Annotated in this window: 15 protein-coding genes and 1 tRNA gene; 7 read left to right on the top strand and 9 right to left on the bottom strand. The window is 62.2% G+C overall.

Annotated features, from left to right (window positions below; genetic code table 11):
* Nucleotides 1–79 precede the first annotated feature (79 nt).
* Nucleotides 80–1,015, bottom strand: coding sequence for an N-acetylmuramoyl-L-alanine amidase (locus QD356_RS06295; protein WP_225996576.1), 936 nt, complete (start codon nt 1,013–1,015; stop codon nt 80–82).
* 396 nt (nt 1,016–1,411) lie between these two features.
* Here QD356_RS06295 and QD356_RS06290 point away from each other — a divergent pair, with 396 nt between their 5' ends.
* From QD356_RS06290 to QD356_RS06275, 4 genes are all read left to right on the top strand, one after another.
* Entirely contained in the window at nt 1,412–2,917 is a 1,506-nt protein-coding gene (locus tag QD356_RS06290) for a fumarate hydratase (protein ID WP_054556993.1), read from the top strand.
* A gap of 233 nt (nt 2,918–3,150) precedes the next feature.
* Nucleotides 3,151–4,578 carry a cardiolipin synthase gene (cls, locus tag QD356_RS06285; RefSeq protein ID WP_192838926.1) on the top strand — a complete coding sequence of 476 codons (1,428 nt, stop codon included), beginning with the start codon at nt 3,151–3,153 and terminating at the stop codon, nt 4,576–4,578.
* Between the two features lie 215 nt (nt 4,579–4,793).
* Complete coding sequence (gene mtnK / locus QD356_RS06280; protein ID WP_192838925.1) at nt 4,794–6,044, top strand: S-methyl-5-thioribose kinase; 1,251 nt, start codon at nt 4,794–4,796, stop codon at nt 6,042–6,044.
* Between the two features lie 184 nt (nt 6,045–6,228).
* Nucleotides 6,229–6,768, top strand: coding sequence for a YaeQ family protein (locus QD356_RS06275; protein WP_192838924.1), 540 nt, complete (start codon nt 6,229–6,231; stop codon nt 6,766–6,768).
* A gap of 129 nt (nt 6,769–6,897) precedes the next feature.
* Here QD356_RS06275 and QD356_RS06270 read toward each other — a convergent pair whose 3' ends face one another.
* Nucleotides 6,898–7,989: a GGDEF domain-containing protein gene (locus tag QD356_RS06270; protein ID WP_192838923.1), complete on the bottom strand. Its 1,092-nt coding sequence runs from the start codon at nt 7,987–7,989 to the stop codon at nt 6,898–6,900.
* A 278-nt stretch (nt 7,990–8,267) separates the two neighbouring features.
* Complete coding sequence (locus tag QD356_RS06265) at nt 8,268–8,537, bottom strand: hypothetical protein (RefSeq protein ID WP_107334657.1); 270 nt, start codon at nt 8,535–8,537, stop codon at nt 8,268–8,270.
* 244 nt (nt 8,538–8,781) lie between these two features.
* Here QD356_RS06265 and QD356_RS06260 point away from each other — a divergent pair.
* Together QD356_RS06260 and QD356_RS06255 are read left to right on the top strand one after the other, a co-directional pair.
* Nucleotides 8,782–8,858, top strand: a tRNA-Pro gene (locus tag QD356_RS06260).
* Nucleotides 8,859–9,341: 483 nt separating this feature from the next.
* The gene (locus QD356_RS06255; RefSeq protein ID WP_192838922.1) at nt 9,342–9,623 is read left to right on the top strand and encodes a hypothetical protein; all 282 of its coding nucleotides are present in this window, start codon (nt 9,342–9,344) and stop codon (nt 9,621–9,623) included.
* Nucleotides 9,624–9,962: 339 nt separating this feature from the next.
* Here QD356_RS06255 and QD356_RS06250 read toward each other — a convergent pair whose 3' ends face one another.
* The 4 genes from QD356_RS06250 to arfB form a co-directional block, all read right to left on the bottom strand.
* Nucleotides 9,963–10,265: a hypothetical protein gene (locus QD356_RS06250; RefSeq protein ID WP_192838921.1), complete on the bottom strand. Its 303-nt coding sequence runs from the start codon at nt 10,263–10,265 to the stop codon at nt 9,963–9,965.
* 91 nt (nt 10,266–10,356) lie between these two features.
* The gene (locus QD356_RS06245; RefSeq protein ID WP_192838920.1) at nt 10,357–10,659 is read right to left on the bottom strand and encodes a winged helix-turn-helix domain-containing protein; all 303 of its coding nucleotides are present in this window, start codon (nt 10,657–10,659) and stop codon (nt 10,357–10,359) included.
* Between the two features lie 41 nt (nt 10,660–10,700).
* A complete protein-coding gene (locus QD356_RS06240; protein WP_192838919.1) occupies nt 10,701–11,408 on the bottom strand; it encodes an SIMPL domain-containing protein in 708 nt (235 codons plus the stop codon).
* Between the two features lie 51 nt (nt 11,409–11,459).
* On the bottom strand, nt 11,460–11,873 hold the full coding sequence (gene arfB / locus QD356_RS06235; RefSeq protein WP_043334927.1) for an alternative ribosome rescue aminoacyl-tRNA hydrolase ArfB: 414 nt from the start codon (nt 11,871–11,873) through the stop codon (nt 11,460–11,462).
* A gap of 367 nt (nt 11,874–12,240) precedes the next feature.
* Between arfB and QD356_RS06230 the strand changes: the two genes are divergently transcribed.
* Nucleotides 12,241–13,167 carry a LysR family transcriptional regulator gene (locus tag QD356_RS06230; RefSeq protein WP_192838918.1) on the top strand — a complete coding sequence of 309 codons (927 nt, stop codon included), beginning with the start codon at nt 12,241–12,243 and terminating at the stop codon, nt 13,165–13,167.
* On the opposite strand, the gene QD356_RS06225 is transcribed toward QD356_RS06230, so the two are convergent.
* Entirely contained in the window at nt 13,139–14,062 is a 924-nt protein-coding gene (locus tag QD356_RS06225; RefSeq protein WP_192838917.1) for an NAD-binding protein, read from the bottom strand. The genes QD356_RS06230 and QD356_RS06225 overlap by 29 nt on opposite strands.
* A gap of 34 nt (nt 14,063–14,096) precedes the next feature.
* Nucleotides 14,097–15,257 carry a M20 aminoacylase family protein gene (locus tag QD356_RS06220; RefSeq protein WP_192838916.1) on the bottom strand — a complete coding sequence of 387 codons (1,161 nt, stop codon included), beginning with the start codon at nt 15,255–15,257 and terminating at the stop codon, nt 14,097–14,099.
* Between the last annotated feature and the right edge of the window lie 83 nt (nt 15,258–15,340).

Genomic DNA, 15,340 nt, shown 5'->3' with positions numbered 1-15,340 from the left:
AGGACGAACCGATGCTGCGTCAGAAATGTGACAGAGAAGTGTCGTTCAGATGACTGCGAAGATCTCGCGACTGGCGGTTTCAGGACGGCTGGCATCCCAGTGGCTGACGGTAACGTGAATTGAGCGCCAGCAATATCGCGGCACTCTCGGCATCGAAGGCTCCGCTGATCGCCCCGGGACGAAAATGTGCCTGGAATGCGGCAATCGCCAATTCGGGACGTGCGGCGTCCACCGGATAACCGTAATGCGTGAGCGCCGTGAGCAGAACCTCTTGTGATGGCAGGCCCTCGCTTGCCAGCTGGCGCTGGAAGCACAGCACGTCTGAGGTGCGTGGCCAGGCACCGATGCCGGCGTCATGCAGGCGTTGCCAGGGGAAGCGCGGGCCGGGGTCGGTCTTGCGCTCAGGGGCGATGTCCGAGTGCCCGACGACATCCACCGCCTTGATGCCATGGCGCGCGATGATGGGTTTGATCAGCGTGATAAGTGCGCTGATCTGCGCCTCGCTCCACGGCGCGAAGTCACGCGAGGGGGACCAGCGTCTGGCGACCGCCGCCGTGGCATCTTCCTGCTCGCCTGCCGGCAGTGGCACCAGTGCCTGCGGCCCGGCATTGACGATCTCGATGCCGATGGAGGTGTCATTGAGGTTGCTGCGTTCACCCCACTGGCTGACGCCGGCATGCCAGGCACGGCGCGCTTCCGGCACCAGCGGATAGACGCGCGGCAGGCCAGTCGCGGGCATCGGCGCCGACAGCAGATAATGCGCGCTGACCTGAGAGCCGGTCAGGCTGATCAGGGAGCCGCGCAGATCATCATCGGTGTAGTGCAACACCAGATGGCGAACCCGCGAATTGCTCTTGCCGTGGGGGGAGGACGTCACCCAGTCGAAGGTATCGCTCCCGTCACCGGCGTCAGAACCCGGCTGGGTGCCACACCCTGCCAGCAACACAGTGAGCGTGGCAGCGGCCAGCGACAGCAGACGTCGCGAAAAGGAGCGTGACGAGAAGGAGGGTGGCAAGAACAAAGGTGGCGAGCAGGGACGTGGTGAACAGTAGCGTGGCGTCATTGAGCGGTCATCGTGGTTAAAAAAGGAGAGGCTGCATGACAAGACGGTACCGCAACGGGACGGCGTCAGTCGCCTCGCGATGCAGGCGACTGCCGGCAGCGAAGCAGGCGGCTCCGGGCGGGAGAGCCTCACGCAGACTGGGCCATAACCTGCTGAATTCTCATGACTTGCGGGTTGCAGGATTCGCTCTGCCGCCTCGTGCTCGCATGAGGTATAATCCTGCGCACCTGACCTGACGCTCGCCCCGTGGCGGCGCGATTGCCGTGCCTGACAACAGTAATCGCCCCGGTGCCCTGCGCGCCAGTGTGTCTGTCTTTCCCATCGCTTGCCCTTGAGGAGCCGATCCTGATGACCGTGATCCGCCAGGATGACCTGATCCAGAGCGTCGCCGACGCGCTGCAGTACATCTCCTACTACCATCCGAAGGATTTCATCGACGCCATGAACGCGGCGTACGAGCGTGAAGAGAATCCTGCCGCCAAGGATGCCATCGCGCAGATCCTGATCAACTCCCGGATGTGTGCCCTGGGTCATCGTCCCATCTGTCAGGACACCGGTATCGTCACCGTCTTCGTTCACGTCGGCATGAACGTGCGCTTCGAGGCCGACATGAGCCTGGATGATATGGTCAACGAAGGCGTGCGTCGCGCCTATCTACTGCCGGACAACGTGCTGCGTGCCTCCGTGCTGGCAGACCCGGACGGCAAGCGTGCCAACACCAAGGACAACACCCCGGCCATCATCCACCACAAGCTGGTGCCGGGTGACAGCGTCGAGATCCACGTCGCGGCCAAGGGCGGCGGCAGCGAGGCCAAGTCCAAGTTCGCGATGCTCAACCCGTCCGATTCCGTGGTCGACTGGGTGCTGGAGCAGATTCCGAAGATGGGTGCTGGCTGGTGTCCGCCCGGCATGCTGGGCATCGGCATCGGCGGTACCGCCGAGAAGGCGATGCAGTTGGCCAAGGAGTCCCTGCTCGAGCCGATCGATATCCAGGAGCTGCAGGCGCGTGGTGCCTCCAACCGCGCCGAAGAGATCCGTCTCGAGCTGTTCGAGAAGGTCAATGCGACTGGCGTCGGCGCCCAGGGCCTCGGCGGTCTGACCACCGTGCTCGACATCAAGGTCATGGATTACCCGACCCACGCGGCCAACAAGCCGGTGGCGATCATCCCGAACTGCGCGGCGACCCGTCACGTGCACTTCACCCTGGATGGCAGCGGTGTGGCAGAACTGCCGGCACCCAAGCTCGAGGACTGGCCGGAAATCACCCGTGAAGCGGGCGACAGCGTCAAGCGTGTCAACCTCGACACCGTGACGCCCGAGGAAGTGCAGAGCTGGCAGCCGGGCGACACCCTGCTGCTCAATGGCAAGCTGCTGACCGGCCGTGATGCCGCTCACAAGCGCATGACCGAGATGCTGGCGCGCGGCGAGCAGCTGCCGGTCGACCTCAAGGGTCGCTTCATCTACTACGTCGGCCCGGTCGACCCGATCCGTGACGAAGTCGTCGGTCCGGCTGGCCCGACCACCGCGACCCGCATGGACAAGTTCACGCGCACCCTGCTGGAAGAGACCGGCCTCCTGGGCATGGTCGGCAAGGCAGAGCGTGGCCCGACCGCGATTGACGCCATCCGCGACAACAAGTCCAGCTACCTGATGGCCGTCGGTGGCGCTGCTTACCTGGTCGCCCAGGCGATCAAGAAGTCACGTGTGCTGGCGTTTGAAGACCTGGGCATGGAAGCGATCTACGAATTCGAGGTCGAAGACATGCCGGTGACCGTGGCCGTCGACAGCGCGGGCGTCTCCGTGCACCAGACGGGCCCGGCCAAGTGGAAGGAAATCATCGCCAGCCGCGCCTGATGACGGCCGAGTGATGAATCGTCACGTCCCTGCGACATGCGTCCTTGTGACATACGTCCTTGTGACATGCGTCCTTGTGAGATGACATGAAGAACCCCGCCCGTGATCATTCATCGGCGGGGTTCTTGGCTTTGCGGCGCTCAAGACATCTTCCTGAGCGCCAATGCAACGGCATCGTCGCGCGCGCTGCTGTGGCATACTCTGGCAACCCTGACGCCTGCAATGGAGTTGCAATGACCGCCTGGCTACTCGGCTTTCTACTGCTGACCAGTCATATCCTCGGTGCCATGTCCGCCGTCATGGCCCTGATGTCGAGCCGCACTTCACAAGGGGCGATCGCCTGGATTCTGTGTCTGCTGACATTCCCCTACGTGGCGCTGCCACTGTACTGGGTATTCGGACGTCCACGCTTCTATGGTTACGTCAGCGCTCGTGAGGAGCGCGATTCGACCATGCGCCGCGTGCTGATGCGCTTTCGGCCCAAGCTGTCGCCGTGGCTGTCACGCCCGCTGGGAGGCAATCCCACCCATCTGGATGCCATCGAGCGACTGGCGATGATGCCGGTCACTACCGGCAACCGCGCCAAGTTGCTGATCAATGGCGAGCACACCTTCGATGCACTGTTTCATGCTATCGACGCCGCCGAGGATTACATCCTGATCCAGTTCTTCATCGTACGTAACGATGAGCTGGGGGTGCGTCTCAAGCAGAAGTTGATGCGCCGCGCCGAACGCGGCGTGCGAGTCTGTTTCCTGTATGACGAGATCGGCTCGCGCAAGCTGCCCGATGGCTATCTGAATGATCTGATGGAGTCGGGGTGTGAGGTCAGTGCCTTCAATTCTTCGCGCGGTTGGCGCCATCGCTTCCAGATCAACTTCCGCAATCACCGCAAGGTCACCGTCATCGACGGCCGCGTCGGCTTCGTCGGCGGGCTGAATGTCGGCAATGAGTATCTGGGGCATTCCGAGCGCTATGGCGCTTGGCGCGATACCCACCTCAAGCTTGAGGGGCCCAGCGTGATGGGCCTGCAGGAAGCCTTCTGGGAAGACTGGCACTGGGCGACCGGTGAGGTGCTGTCACTCGAATGGCAGCCGCAGATCAGCTGTGACGAATGTCAGCATGTGGTGATCGTGCCCTCCGGCCCGGCGGACCGCCGAGAGACGGCCAGTCTGCTGGTGCAGCAGGCGATTCACTCCTCGGTCAGTCGTATCTGGATTACCAGTCCCTATTTCGTGCCGGACCAGGGCGTGCAGGATGCGCTCAAGATCGCTGCGCTGCGCGGGGTGGATGTGCGGGTGATGATTCCTGAGCGTCCCGATCACCTGCTGGTGTTCCTGTCGGCGTTCTCGTTCCTGTCCGAAATGATTCGCTCCGGCGTGCGTGTCTTCCGCTATCAGCCAGGCTTTTTGCATCAGAAGGTGATGTTGATGGATAGCCATACGGCGACCATCGGCACCGTCAATCTCGACAATCGCTCCTTCCGCCTCAACTTCGAGATCACGGCGTTCGTGCCCGATCACCAGTTCGCCTCGGAAGTGGAGGCGATGCTCGAGGAAGACTTCCGCCACTGTCGTGAAATCAGCTGCGAAGAGCTGGATGCGCGGCCGATGTGGCGTAAGCTGGTCTCGCGCGCGGCCTATCTGCTGGCACCCATCCAGTAATGCAGCACCCTGCATGCGACAAGCGCCTGCCGAGCTGAGTAAAACTCACTCGGCAGGTCTTGCCAATCGCCGCGCCAGCAGGCATCTTCTCGCTATAACTGATCGCCTTCTTATTTCTGTAAGAAATAAGGTGAGAGCCTTGAAGTGCTTCACGTGCCACGCACGCCAAGCGCCATCGAGGCCGGCGACTTCATGATTCAGCGCTGAGACCTGCCATGACTGCTCAAGACTCCACCGCTAGCACTTCACCCTCCATCGACTATCAGTTTCGCGATGATGCGGATGTGATCGCCTTCGCGCGCCAGCACGTCGGCGCGCGCTATCCGGCCTTCGCGACCGCTGAAGCACTTCAGGTCGAAGAGATCGGCGATGGCAACATCAACTATGTCTATCGCGTCTGCACGCCGAACCGCTCCGCCTCGGTGATCGTCAAGCAGGGCCTGCCCTGGGTGCGCATCATCGGCGAAAGCTGGCCGCTGTCGCTGGTGCGTGTGCGCATCGAGGCGGAAACCCTGCAGTTCGAGGCCGCCTGCGCGCCGGACCTGGTGCCGGCGCTTCATCATTTCGATGAAGCTCGCTCGGCGATCGTGATGGAAGATATCGGTGATCACCGCAATCTGCGCCATGCCTTCCTGGAGCGCGCCTCACTGCCGCAGCTGGGCGAGCAGATGGGGCGTTTTCTGGCCACCACGCTGTATCGCAGCAGCGATCTGGCACTTGATGCCCACGACAAGAAGGCGCGCGTCGCACGCTTCATCAATCCCGATCAGTGCAAGATCACCGAAGACCTGTTCTTCATCGATCCGTTCTGTGATCACGAGCGCAACAGCATCAATCCGGCGCTGCGCGTGGATGCCGAAGCCCTGTGGCAGGACGCCGCCCTGAAGGTCGAAGTGGCCGAGCTCAAGCAGCGTTTCCTGTCCGCGCCCGAGGCGCTGCTGCATGGCGATCTGCATGCGGGCTCGATCTTCGTGCGGGAAGACAGCACCAAGGTCATCGATCCGGAATTCGGCTTCTTCGGTCCGGCGGGCTTCGATATCGGCAGCTGGTTGGCAGCACTGTGGCTGGCGGCCTGCGCGCATACCGAGCTTGAGGGAGAGCAGGGCGACAAGCGTGACTACGTGGCACAGCTGCGTGCCCAGGCGGTCGCCAGCTGGGAAAGCTTCACTCGGGAGTATCGTGAGCAGGCCGCCCACACGCCGGATGCCAGCTTCGCTGCGCCGGGCGTGGCAGATCGTCTGTTGGCTCGCATGTTGCGTGACGCACTCGGCTACGCCGGCTGTGAGCTGATCCGCCGCACCGTGGGGCTTGCGCATATTCTGGAACTCGAATCCATCAGCGATGAGACCACCCGCGCGCGTGCCGAGCGGCGGGCGCTGGCACTCGGGCGCGAGTTGATCATGGCGCGCGAAAGCCTGGGCGATATCGATGCCATCGATGCCCTGGTGGCGCGTCACCTCGTCTGAGGTGATTGGCGCGCCAGGCAGGAGTCGGGCGTTCAGGGCCCGGCTAGGGTAGACTCTGCGCTCCGCACCCACGCGCTTGCACTGTCACGCGCGTGGTTCAGTCGAGGAGCATGGTGCTTTATCGGCAGAGTGACTGCCTGCCATCGCCTTTCCAAGACGTCTGCCTTTTCAAGAAGAGATTTTCATGGCCCTGTCTTCCACGCCTTACAAGGTGGATCTGTCGCTGACCGACCTGGATCGCGGCGTCTACGAGACCCTGCGCTTCACTGTGGCTCGTCATCCCTCCGAAACCGAACTGCGTCTCTGCGTGCGTCTGCTGGGCCACGCCCTGTGGTACAACGAGAACATCGCGTTCGGTCGCGGCCTGTCCGATGTCGATGAGCCGGCGCTGTGGGAAAAGAGCCTCGATGGCCGTGTCCTGCACTGGATCGAAGTCGGTCAGCCGGATGCCGAACGCCTGACCTGGTGCTCGCGACGCACCGAGCGTACCTCGCTGCTGGCCTATGGCAGCCTGCGTGTGTGGGAAACCAAGGTCGTGCCGGCGGTGGCGGGGCTTTCCAACCTCAGCATCGCGGCCGTGCCGGAAGGTTCGCTGGACGCCATCACCGAGTCGCTGCCACGCAACATCAAGTGGACCGTGATGATCTCCGAAGGCACCATCTTCATCACCGATGACAACGGCCAGCACGAGATCAATCTCGAGTGGCTGAAGGGCGAGCGCTGAGCGACATCAGCCTCGCACCCGGCCCCAACGACAACGCCCCCGCAAGCCATGCTTGCGGGGGCGTTGTCGTTGGGGATGGCTCAGCCGGAGCGACTGCCGTGAGCGAGGCTGATTCGGTCCGGCCGCGGCTCAGATGACGCTCAGGTCCTTGTCGACCATCAGGCGGCCTCGGCCATTTTCCTTGGCGTGGTAGAGGGCGTCATCGCTGCGCTTGACCCAGCTCGACAAGGTGTCGTCGGGGTGCAATTCGCTGGCGCCGGTGCTGAAGAGGATCACGCCGTGCAGCAGGGGCGAGGTTTCGCAGCGCTCCCGCAGGCATCTGTCGAACTGGCGAGCCGTCGCCAGGGTGCCGGGGATCAGGATCATGAACTCCTCGCCGCCATAGCGTCCCGCTTCCCCCGAGAACTCCTGCGTCAGCTGGCTGACATGGCGTGAGAACTCTTCCAGTACCGTGTCGCCATACGGATGCCCGTGGTTGTCATTGATCATCTTGAAGTGATCCAGATCGCAGATCAGCAGGCAGGCACTCTGCGAACGCCTGATCCAGGCTTCGGCCTGTTCATGGATGGCGCGGTGATTGTAGAGGCCGGTCAGGCTGTCCAGCAGACTGAGGCGCTCGAGCCGTGCCGCATAGGCATTGGCGATATCGCGCTCTTCATGGATGCGTCGGGCATAGCCTGCGATCACCACGCTGAGCAGCCCGAAGGCCAGCGTGTAGCTGAAGCCCATATCGAGAAAACGCATGCCTTCGGAGGCATAGCGGCTGACCAGGCCCGGCCTTGCATGCTCAAAGGCCAGCAGTGCCCACGGCATGAACATTAGGCCGATGATGATGATGCCTCGGCGTCTGGGATTGGCGGGCAGTACCGCCAGCACATAGGCCGATGCCATCAGGTAGAACAGCAGGGTCGGGCCGGTCGCGCCATGATTGAACAGCCAGTTGCCCGGCAGCATCACGAAGGTGACCAGCGCACAGAACAGCCAGGCCATGCGCTGGAACTCACCATGAAAGCGTGAGCGATACCACATCAGGGCGATGAACGCGCTGATAATGACCAGCACGATGTTGTACGCCGGCAGGGTGAGGTCAAACAGGGAGTTGAAGAGGGCCGAAATCAACCCGATGAAGACAGCGGAAACGAGAAAGCCATGATGGAGTATCTCGCGGGCGGAGCCGGTCTTGCCGACCAGCCAACGCCAGGAGGTAACTATCAATTTCAATGGGCTGACCATGTGACCTCGGGCATCGAGATGTCAGTGCACGCCAGGCACCAACCGGGAAAGGCGGATGATACACCACCTCATCATCAGCCACAGCTCGCCAGAGCCAACGAAAGGCGCGCAAACCCTATGCTAACGCATGGCGGGTCAAAAAAAATCCTCATTCACCACTGTGCGCAATGGCGTGGGTCGATTTGCGCATAATGCGCAATATATTGCCTTTTCGGCCTGACGCGATCACTCCTGAACCCTTCCCAATGATTTGCGTCGCCGCTCCGTTACTTCCAGGGCGTGTAGCGGTAGCTGTCGGGATCGTTGGCATCCGGGCTGTCGGCTTCCTTGAGGCGCACGAGGGTATTGCCATCGTCATCCTCTTCGACTCCCGTCACTGTCACCGGAAAGTTGGGTGACAGGGCATCGAGTGCCGGCCATTGCCCCTTGGTGATCTGGCTGCCGGCGGCAGGGGCGCTGTCGGCGCTGACCTTGATTGGGTCTCCGCTGACGCTGGTGCCGCCCTTGAGCGTGGTGGTAAGCGTGAATTGGATCATCAGTCGCGAACTCCTCTGGACGATTGTCGTTCATGGGGCGTTGCATTCGAAGGTGCGCAATGAATGCCTGCTTCATGAACATGCGTCGCACCCGGGCATTTTGCAATGCCGATAGCGGATTCAGGCGTCACTGCGACACCAGATCACGACGCAGGTAAAGAAATGTGAGATTCCTGCTTTTCTTTTTGAGATCAATGCGGTACATTACGTCTCGTCTTGAGGGGGAAGCTCTTCCGGACACTGTCGGGACGTGGCGCAGCTTGGTAGCGCGCTGCAATGGGGTTGCAGAGGTCGCAGGTTCGAATCCTGTCGTCCCGACCAGATTCAAGTGAAAAGGCCATCCGGAAACGGATGGCCTTTTTGCGTTTTTGCATGTCCGAAAGATACTTGCCTCTTTACTGTTCGCTCTCTGCTCTTCATTTCCCTTGTCCGCCTCTCATTTCCCTTCTTGCGACAACCAGCCTGCCTCCCGCATCGCGCCTTCGTCCATATCGCTCACTTTCCTGGCGCCTCAGCTCAATCAGCGCTGTGCTCGCGAAAGTTCTTGTCTGTTGATCCAAGCAGAAGCCACTGACATATGGCCCTGAAAACGCTGCCGATTGAGTTGATGTGGATCAATTTTCTGTCGGTTCGAAGGGCGGGGCAGGCAGGATGAGTTCTCTAAGCATGTAAGCATTAGAGTTTTCGTATATACTGCGCCAGTCGATATTGGGGGTGATAATGAAAATCATAGACATTTACACGGCATCTCGATTCAATCCCGAACGATCCATCCTCAGAGAACAGCTGGGCGGAGGCTATGTGGTGCAGACCTGCGCCGTGGCCGCCGAGAACTACTGCTTCGAGGTCTCTCAGTCGCGCCATTTCATCCTGGGGTTTGAGGTCGCGGGTGCACGCAGTGCTGAATTTCTGTCGATCATCACCGAGGATTACGTCTTCCAGCATCCCGGCATTCGCCCGGAAACGCTCTCGGCCTACCTGCAGGATCGCGCCCGACATCCACTGCGTCGTCGCGCTGCCTCTGCGCCTTCCGCCACTGCGTCGGGCGCCGTACGGCGCAGCGTCACCAGCATTGCCGTTGGCTGATGCTGCTTGAGGCGACGCTTTTCAGCGAATGTCGTTGCGCCGTGCTGAGGGGAAAAGCAGGCCAGATGTAGGCAAGAGACAGGCGAGCGCAGGGCAAGCGAGACTGCCAGAAAGACTACAAAGACAAGAAAAACCAGCAGGACAAGGAAGGGTAGAACGCAGCGCTGGGGAAGGGGAGCCGTTCAGAGAAGACTGCGCAGGTTTTTCACTTTTTACTGCGCACACTGTTGCGACACGGGCTTTTGCGGCACACGCTTTTTACGACGTTCACTCTTCGCCGTGCATCTGCTCTTCGCCGTGCATGTGCACGACTCATTTATTCGCAAGGCGCGTGCAGGGTCATGTCCGGGCCCGATAGCGCCTGAGCGCCCAGACCGTGCTGGCCAGGCTCAGACAGCAGAGCAGCGGCAGGGCGACATCGAGACAGGAATCCAGGTTCCAGTGTTGCAGCAGGCCGTAGTCCCAGCGCTCCACCTTGGGGCCGTCGCCCTTGTATTCGTGTTGAGCGATCTCGCGGCCCACAAACAGGGCGACGGCGATGGCGCCTGCCGACCACACGCCAAACAGCGGCCATAGCGCCAGCTGGATCAGCATGGCGATCACGCCGTGCTGAACGGCACTATTCAGAATCTCGGCGGTCATCTCTCGACCTTCACTTCTCGATCCTCATCCCGCGACCCTCATTTTTCGACCGTCATTTCTCGGCCCTCGTTTTCGATCAAGCTCACGCCTCTCACGCATAGCCCAGTGTCTTTTGCAGGCGCTCGGCGTTGTCGGCGACCCACTGGGCATTGATCGGCCCCCAGTCACGAATCACGTAGTGGCCGATATTGTTGCGCTGGCCTTCCTCACGCTGGAATTCACAGACGATCTCGAGCTCACCCAGGGCGGTGATGGTGTCCTGGGCGGTGCGCCGCGGCATGCCGGTGGCAGCGATGATGGCCGGTACGCTGGCGATGTCATGCGCGATAAGGTGGGCCACGAACAGGCGTCGATAGAAGCTCGTCTGGGTCTTGCTCAGCGGGGTGTCGGACATGGAGGCTCCATACGGCGAAGAAGGGGACTGTCGAGAGGTGATCAGTGGCTCAGGGTATAGTCGATGGTGGTCACGACTCTGACTTTCTTGATGTCAGGGGTATAGCTGTCGAGGTCCGAGATCGAGAAATAGCCCTGGCTGGCATGCTTGATGTGACCGACCGTGCTGCCGGAATCCTCTGCGAACTGCTGGGCGGCGCGCCGGGCATCCGCGGTCGCGGCCGCGATCATGTCGGGCTTGATGGCTTCAAGCCCCGTGAACAGGAATTCGGTGCGATAGGCATAGTCAGCCGAGAGCAGGATACCCTCGCGCACCAGCTCGCCAGTCAGCGAGGTACTCTGCTTGACGAGGTCAACCTTGGGCGAGCGCACCAGCACCGTGGCTTCGGCGCGATAGCGCTCATCCGGGCGCTGAGCGTTGTAGCTGTTGGCGTAGAGGTCAGTCACCTGGGGAGAGGTCACGCTGACCTGGTCGGCGGGGAAGCCTCGGGCGGTGAGAAAGGCGCGAATCTTGCGCTCATCATTGGCCAGCGCCTCATGAAGCCCGGTCAGCTGATTGGCATTGACGCTGAAGTGCAGCGGCCAGAGGGCCAGGTCGGCCTTGACCTCACGCTCCGCGAGCCCCTTGACGGCGACCACGCGGCTGGAAGATTCCCACACCTGCGCGGCCTGCTTGAGATAGCTGCCACTCCAGACCATCCCCACGGCCAGCAGGCCGCCCAGCACGGCCGAGCTGATGATGTTGCGCATGAATTGTCGTCCCTGACGTGAGCTGTGAGCTGGCCGCCGCCTGTGGTGGGGTCAGTCCTGTACCTTGCCGCGCATGGCCTTGATCTTGCCCTTGCGCGTCTTGCTGTCGACCCGGCGACGCTTGGCGCCCTTGCTGGGCGCTGTCGCACGGCGCGCCTTCTGTACCTTGACGGCTTCCAGAATCATCGCCTTGAGGCGCGCCAGCGCATCTTCCTTGTTCAGCTCGAGGGTGCGATGGCTCTGCGCCTTGATGATGATGACGCCTTCCTTGCTGATGCGCTGATCCGACAGCTGCATCAGGCGCTCCTTGTAGAAGCCGGGCAGCGTCGAGCGCTGCACATCGAAGCGCAGGTGAACGGCGGAGGCGACCTTGTTGACGTTCTGGCCGCCATTGCCCTGGGCGCGAATCTGGGTGAGGTCGATTTCCCAGTCGGCCAGCGCTACCGAATTGGAGATGGTCAGCATATTGAATCTCCTTGTTTTTGGGACTGTGTGGTTTGTCACGCAGGCACAGTCAGTGAGGCGATGGTCCATCTTAGCCTATTCGCGCACTGGCTTCAGAATGGCGGGTGCGTCTGCCCCTCCATTGGGGCAGCTCGCGACGCTGATCGCTTGCCCTCGTGTCACAGCGCAGAGAGCGGAGAGAACTGTCATGAATAGGAGGAGAGGCGAGGAGGCGAGGCGACGGTTCGTTCTGATATGGCGTTGAGGGAGGGTGAGTTCAACCGCGCGCTGCCCGAGATGCTCGAATATCGGGTACTCTGCTGGCTGCGTCTTGTGTGAAGACTCTCCGCTTTTCTTAGCCACTCTCCCATCCTTTGCAGAGCGCCTCATGGATATCCCGCATCAGCGTCTCGTCTATTTTCAGGTCACCGTCGAAGCCGGCTCCATCCGGCGTGCCGCCGCGCGTCTGAACATCGCCCCCTCGGCTGTCAGTCGTCAGATAGGTCTGCTCGAAGAGGCCATGGCCGCCTCGCTCATCGAGCGCACCCGTGACGGCGTGCAGCCGACGCGGGTCGGCGAGATGCTGCTGGATTACATTCTGCAGCGAGAGAAGCTCGACCAGCACCTCGGCGAGCGCCTCGATGCCTATCAACGTCTGGAAACCGGGGAAATCCGCCTGATCATCGGCGAAGGCTTCGTCGGCGATATCATCAACAGCCCGCTGCGCGCCTTTCGCAAGCAGTACCCCGGCATCACGCTCAAGGTCGATACCGGCAGCATGCAGAGCATCATCGACAGCGTGATCGAGGATGAGGCGGATATCGGCCTGATGTATCACGAGCGGATCCATCCCCAGTTGCGCTTCTGGCATTCGAGCCCGCAGCCGCTGGTGGCCATCATGTCACCGGAGCATCCGCTGGCGAGCGAGTCCCATGCGCTGACGCTCGAGGAAGTGGCACAGCATCCCATGGCGCTGTGGGGGCCGAACCACGGCGTGCGTCAGCTGATGGACGATGGTTTTCGTGAGGCAGGGGTGCGCCCGCATATGGTGGTGCAGACCAATTCCATGGAAGTGCTCAAGCAGGCGGCGCGCTCCGAGCTGTGCATCACGCTGTTGCCGGCCTTCGCCGCGGCGCGTGAGCTTCAGGAGGGCGTGTTGATCGCGCGGGATGTGGAGTGCGCCAGCTTCCGCCAGGCCCGCGCGCATATCATCACGCGGGTCGGGCGGCGCATGCCGCGTGCCAGCCTGCAGCTACTGCGCCATCTCGAACGCTGGATCACGGCTTTCAGTGGTCCGCGTCAGGAAGCGCGCTGATAGCAAGGGCTTGTGTTTTAGGGGCTCTGGTTTCGGTCAGTCGAGGCGGGGGCAGCTGGGCAGGCACCTTGCTCAGCCAGCGATCGCACAGATGATGGAGATCATCCTCGTCCGCCGGACACAGCTCCGGCGGCTGACAGCGCTCGAAGACTGCCTTCATCAAGCCTTCCGGCAGGTTGAGCGTGGTGACGAAACTGCGCGCCAGCCTCAGGTCGCGGCGCAGCTGACCGGTGGAGATCCCCGAGTCATAGCGGCCCGGCAGCACCCAGCGCGGAAAATTCACCTCGCTTACGGCACTGCGCCCGGCGCCCAGATTGATGGCATCGATGCACGCCTGGGGTGTCACGCCCGCGCGATAGGCCATGGCGACCGCCTCGGCAGTGGTGATCAGGTGCGCGGCATGCAGATAGTCGCTGGCCAGGGCGGCGGCATGGCCACAGCCGGCGTCCCCGACGTGAAGATGCTGCGTGCAGACGGCGTCGAGCAGCGCTGACATGCGCGTCACTGTCGCCTCATCACTGCCGATCAACAGCGTCAGGCTGTCATTCGCCTCATCAGCCGGATTGCGACTGGTGGCCGCTTCCAGCCAGTGATGGCCGGCGAGGCGTGTCTGCACGGCCAGTTCGCGGCTGAGCGTGACGTCACCACTGCATAGATCGATCACGGTACTGCCTGGCGGCGCCCTGCGCAGCAGGCCTTGCTTGCCCGTCAGTACCTTCTGCACCTGTTGCGATGTGGCCAGCGCCATCAGGTAGACCTCGGCGCTGAAGGACGAATGACTCGCGACTTGCCCCTCGGGCGCTGCCACTGCCATGACGCCCTCGACTCCGGCATGCGCAAGCGCCTGTATGGCCCGAGTGCCAATGGGCGCATCGCCAATCACGCAGATCTTCATGCTGAGCATCCTTCGAGGGTTTGTTCACCTGGCCTCAGGCGGCGGCCAGCAGCTGACGCACCAGCGACGTCCAGTAGCTGACGCCGATGGGCGTGGCAGCATCATTGAAGTCGTAGTGCGGGTTGTGCAGCGAGGCGCTGTCTTCGCCATTGCCCAGCCAGATATAGGCGCCCGGGCATTCCTGCAGCAGATAGGCGAAGTCTTCCGAGGCCATCGAGGGCGGCAGATCACGATGGACCCGCTGGATGCTCGGCAGCTGCTCGAGAACGCTGGCGCAGCGTTCGGCATGGCCGGGCGCATTGAGCGTCGCGGGATAGCGCGGCTGATAGTCGAAGTTGACCTTGAGACCGTGGAAGGTCGCCATGGCATCGACGGCGTCATGGAAGCGCTGCTGCAGATGCGCGCGCAGTGTCGGGTCGAAGCAGCGCAGGGTGCCGCGCAGTTCGACCTCTTCCGGCATCACGTTGAAGGCATCACCGGCATGGAACTGGGTGATGCTGAGAATCGCGGTCTGGTGCGCCGGCGTCTCGCGGCTGATCAGCCCCTGCAGCTGGGTCACCAGCTGACAGGCCGCCAGGATGGTGTCCTTGCCCAGATGCGGCATGGCGGCGTGGCAGCCGTGGCCGCTCAGGGTCAGGGTGAAGACATCGAAGGCCGCCATCACCGCCTCTTCATGCACCGCCGCCTCGCCGAGTGCCAGCCCTGGCCAGTTGTGCAGGCCATAGATGGCATCCATCGGGAACTGCTCGAACAGGCCGTCCTCGACCATGCGGCGGCCGCCGCCTTCGTTCTCCTCGGCCGGCTGGAACACGAACACCACGCGGCCGGCAAAGTCAGGGTCGCGTGCCAGTTCACAGGCCGCGCCCAGCAACATGGTGGTGTGGCCATCATGGCCACAGGCATGCATCTTGCCCGGTGTGTGCGAGCAATGTGAGACGGCGTTGGCCTCGGTGACATCCAGCGCATCCATGTCGGCGCGCAGGCCGATGGTCTGGCCCGTGCCCAGCTTGCCGTCGAGCACCGCGATCACGCCGGTCTCGGCGAGTCCCGTGGTGACTTCCAGGCCTGCCGCACGCAGGATCTCGGCGACGCGCGCCGAGGTGCGGTGCTCTTCGAAGGCCGTCTCGGGATGCTGATGAAACTCATGACGCCAGCTGCGCAGCAGTGCCTCGTCGATCTTGTCGGGTAGTTGCATGCTGAATTCCTGTGGAAACCGGCACCCTGGAGTGCCGGCGTGAAAGTGATGAGAAGGAGGTAGCAAAGAGAGAAGCGAAAGGT

It is taken from the genome of Cobetia sp. 2AS (genome assembly GCF_029846355.1).
Classification (GTDB): domain Bacteria; phylum Pseudomonadota; class Gammaproteobacteria; order Pseudomonadales; family Halomonadaceae; genus Cobetia; species Cobetia amphilecti.
The sequence above is the reverse complement of the archived record's forward strand: the minus strand, read 5'-3'. Positions and strand labels throughout refer to the sequence as shown.

What these genes read in the sequence shown, in the direction of transcription:
- QD356_RS06290 (WP_054556993.1), top strand. Translation starts at nt 1,412, where the DNA reads ATGACCGTGATCCGCCAGGATGACCTGATCCAGAGCGTCGCCGACGCG.
- cls (WP_192838926.1), top strand. Translation starts at nt 3,151, where the DNA reads ATGACCGCCTGGCTACTCGGCTTTCTACTGCTGACCAGTCATATCCTC.
- mtnK (WP_192838925.1), top strand. Translation starts at nt 4,794, where the DNA reads ATGACTGCTCAAGACTCCACCGCTAGCACTTCACCCTCCATCGACTAT.
- QD356_RS06275 (WP_192838924.1), top strand. Translation starts at nt 6,229, where the DNA reads ATGGCCCTGTCTTCCACGCCTTACAAGGTGGATCTGTCGCTGACCGAC.
- QD356_RS06265 (WP_107334657.1), bottom strand. Translation starts at nt 8,537, where the DNA reads ATGATCCAATTCACGCTTACCACCACGCTCAAGGGCGGCACCAGCGTC.
- QD356_RS06250 (WP_192838921.1), bottom strand. Translation starts at nt 10,265, where the DNA reads ATGACCGCCGAGATTCTGAATAGTGCCGTTCAGCACGGCGTGATCGCC.
- QD356_RS06245 (WP_192838920.1), bottom strand. Translation starts at nt 10,659, where the DNA reads ATGTCCGACACCCCGCTGAGCAAGACCCAGACGAGCTTCTATCGACGC.
- QD356_RS06240 (WP_192838919.1), bottom strand. Translation starts at nt 11,408, where the DNA reads ATGCGCAACATCATCAGCTCGGCCGTGCTGGGCGGCCTGCTGGCCGTG.
- arfB (WP_043334927.1), bottom strand. Translation starts at nt 11,873, where the DNA reads ATGCTGACCATCTCCAATTCGGTAGCGCTGGCCGACTGGGAAATCGAC.
- QD356_RS06230 (WP_192838918.1), top strand. Translation starts at nt 12,241, where the DNA reads ATGGATATCCCGCATCAGCGTCTCGTCTATTTTCAGGTCACCGTCGAA.
- QD356_RS06225 (WP_192838917.1), bottom strand. Translation starts at nt 14,062, where the DNA reads ATGAAGATCTGCGTGATTGGCGATGCGCCCATTGGCACTCGGGCCATA.
- QD356_RS06220 (WP_192838916.1), bottom strand. Translation starts at nt 15,257, where the DNA reads ATGCAACTACCCGACAAGATCGACGAGGCACTGCTGCGCAGCTGGCGT.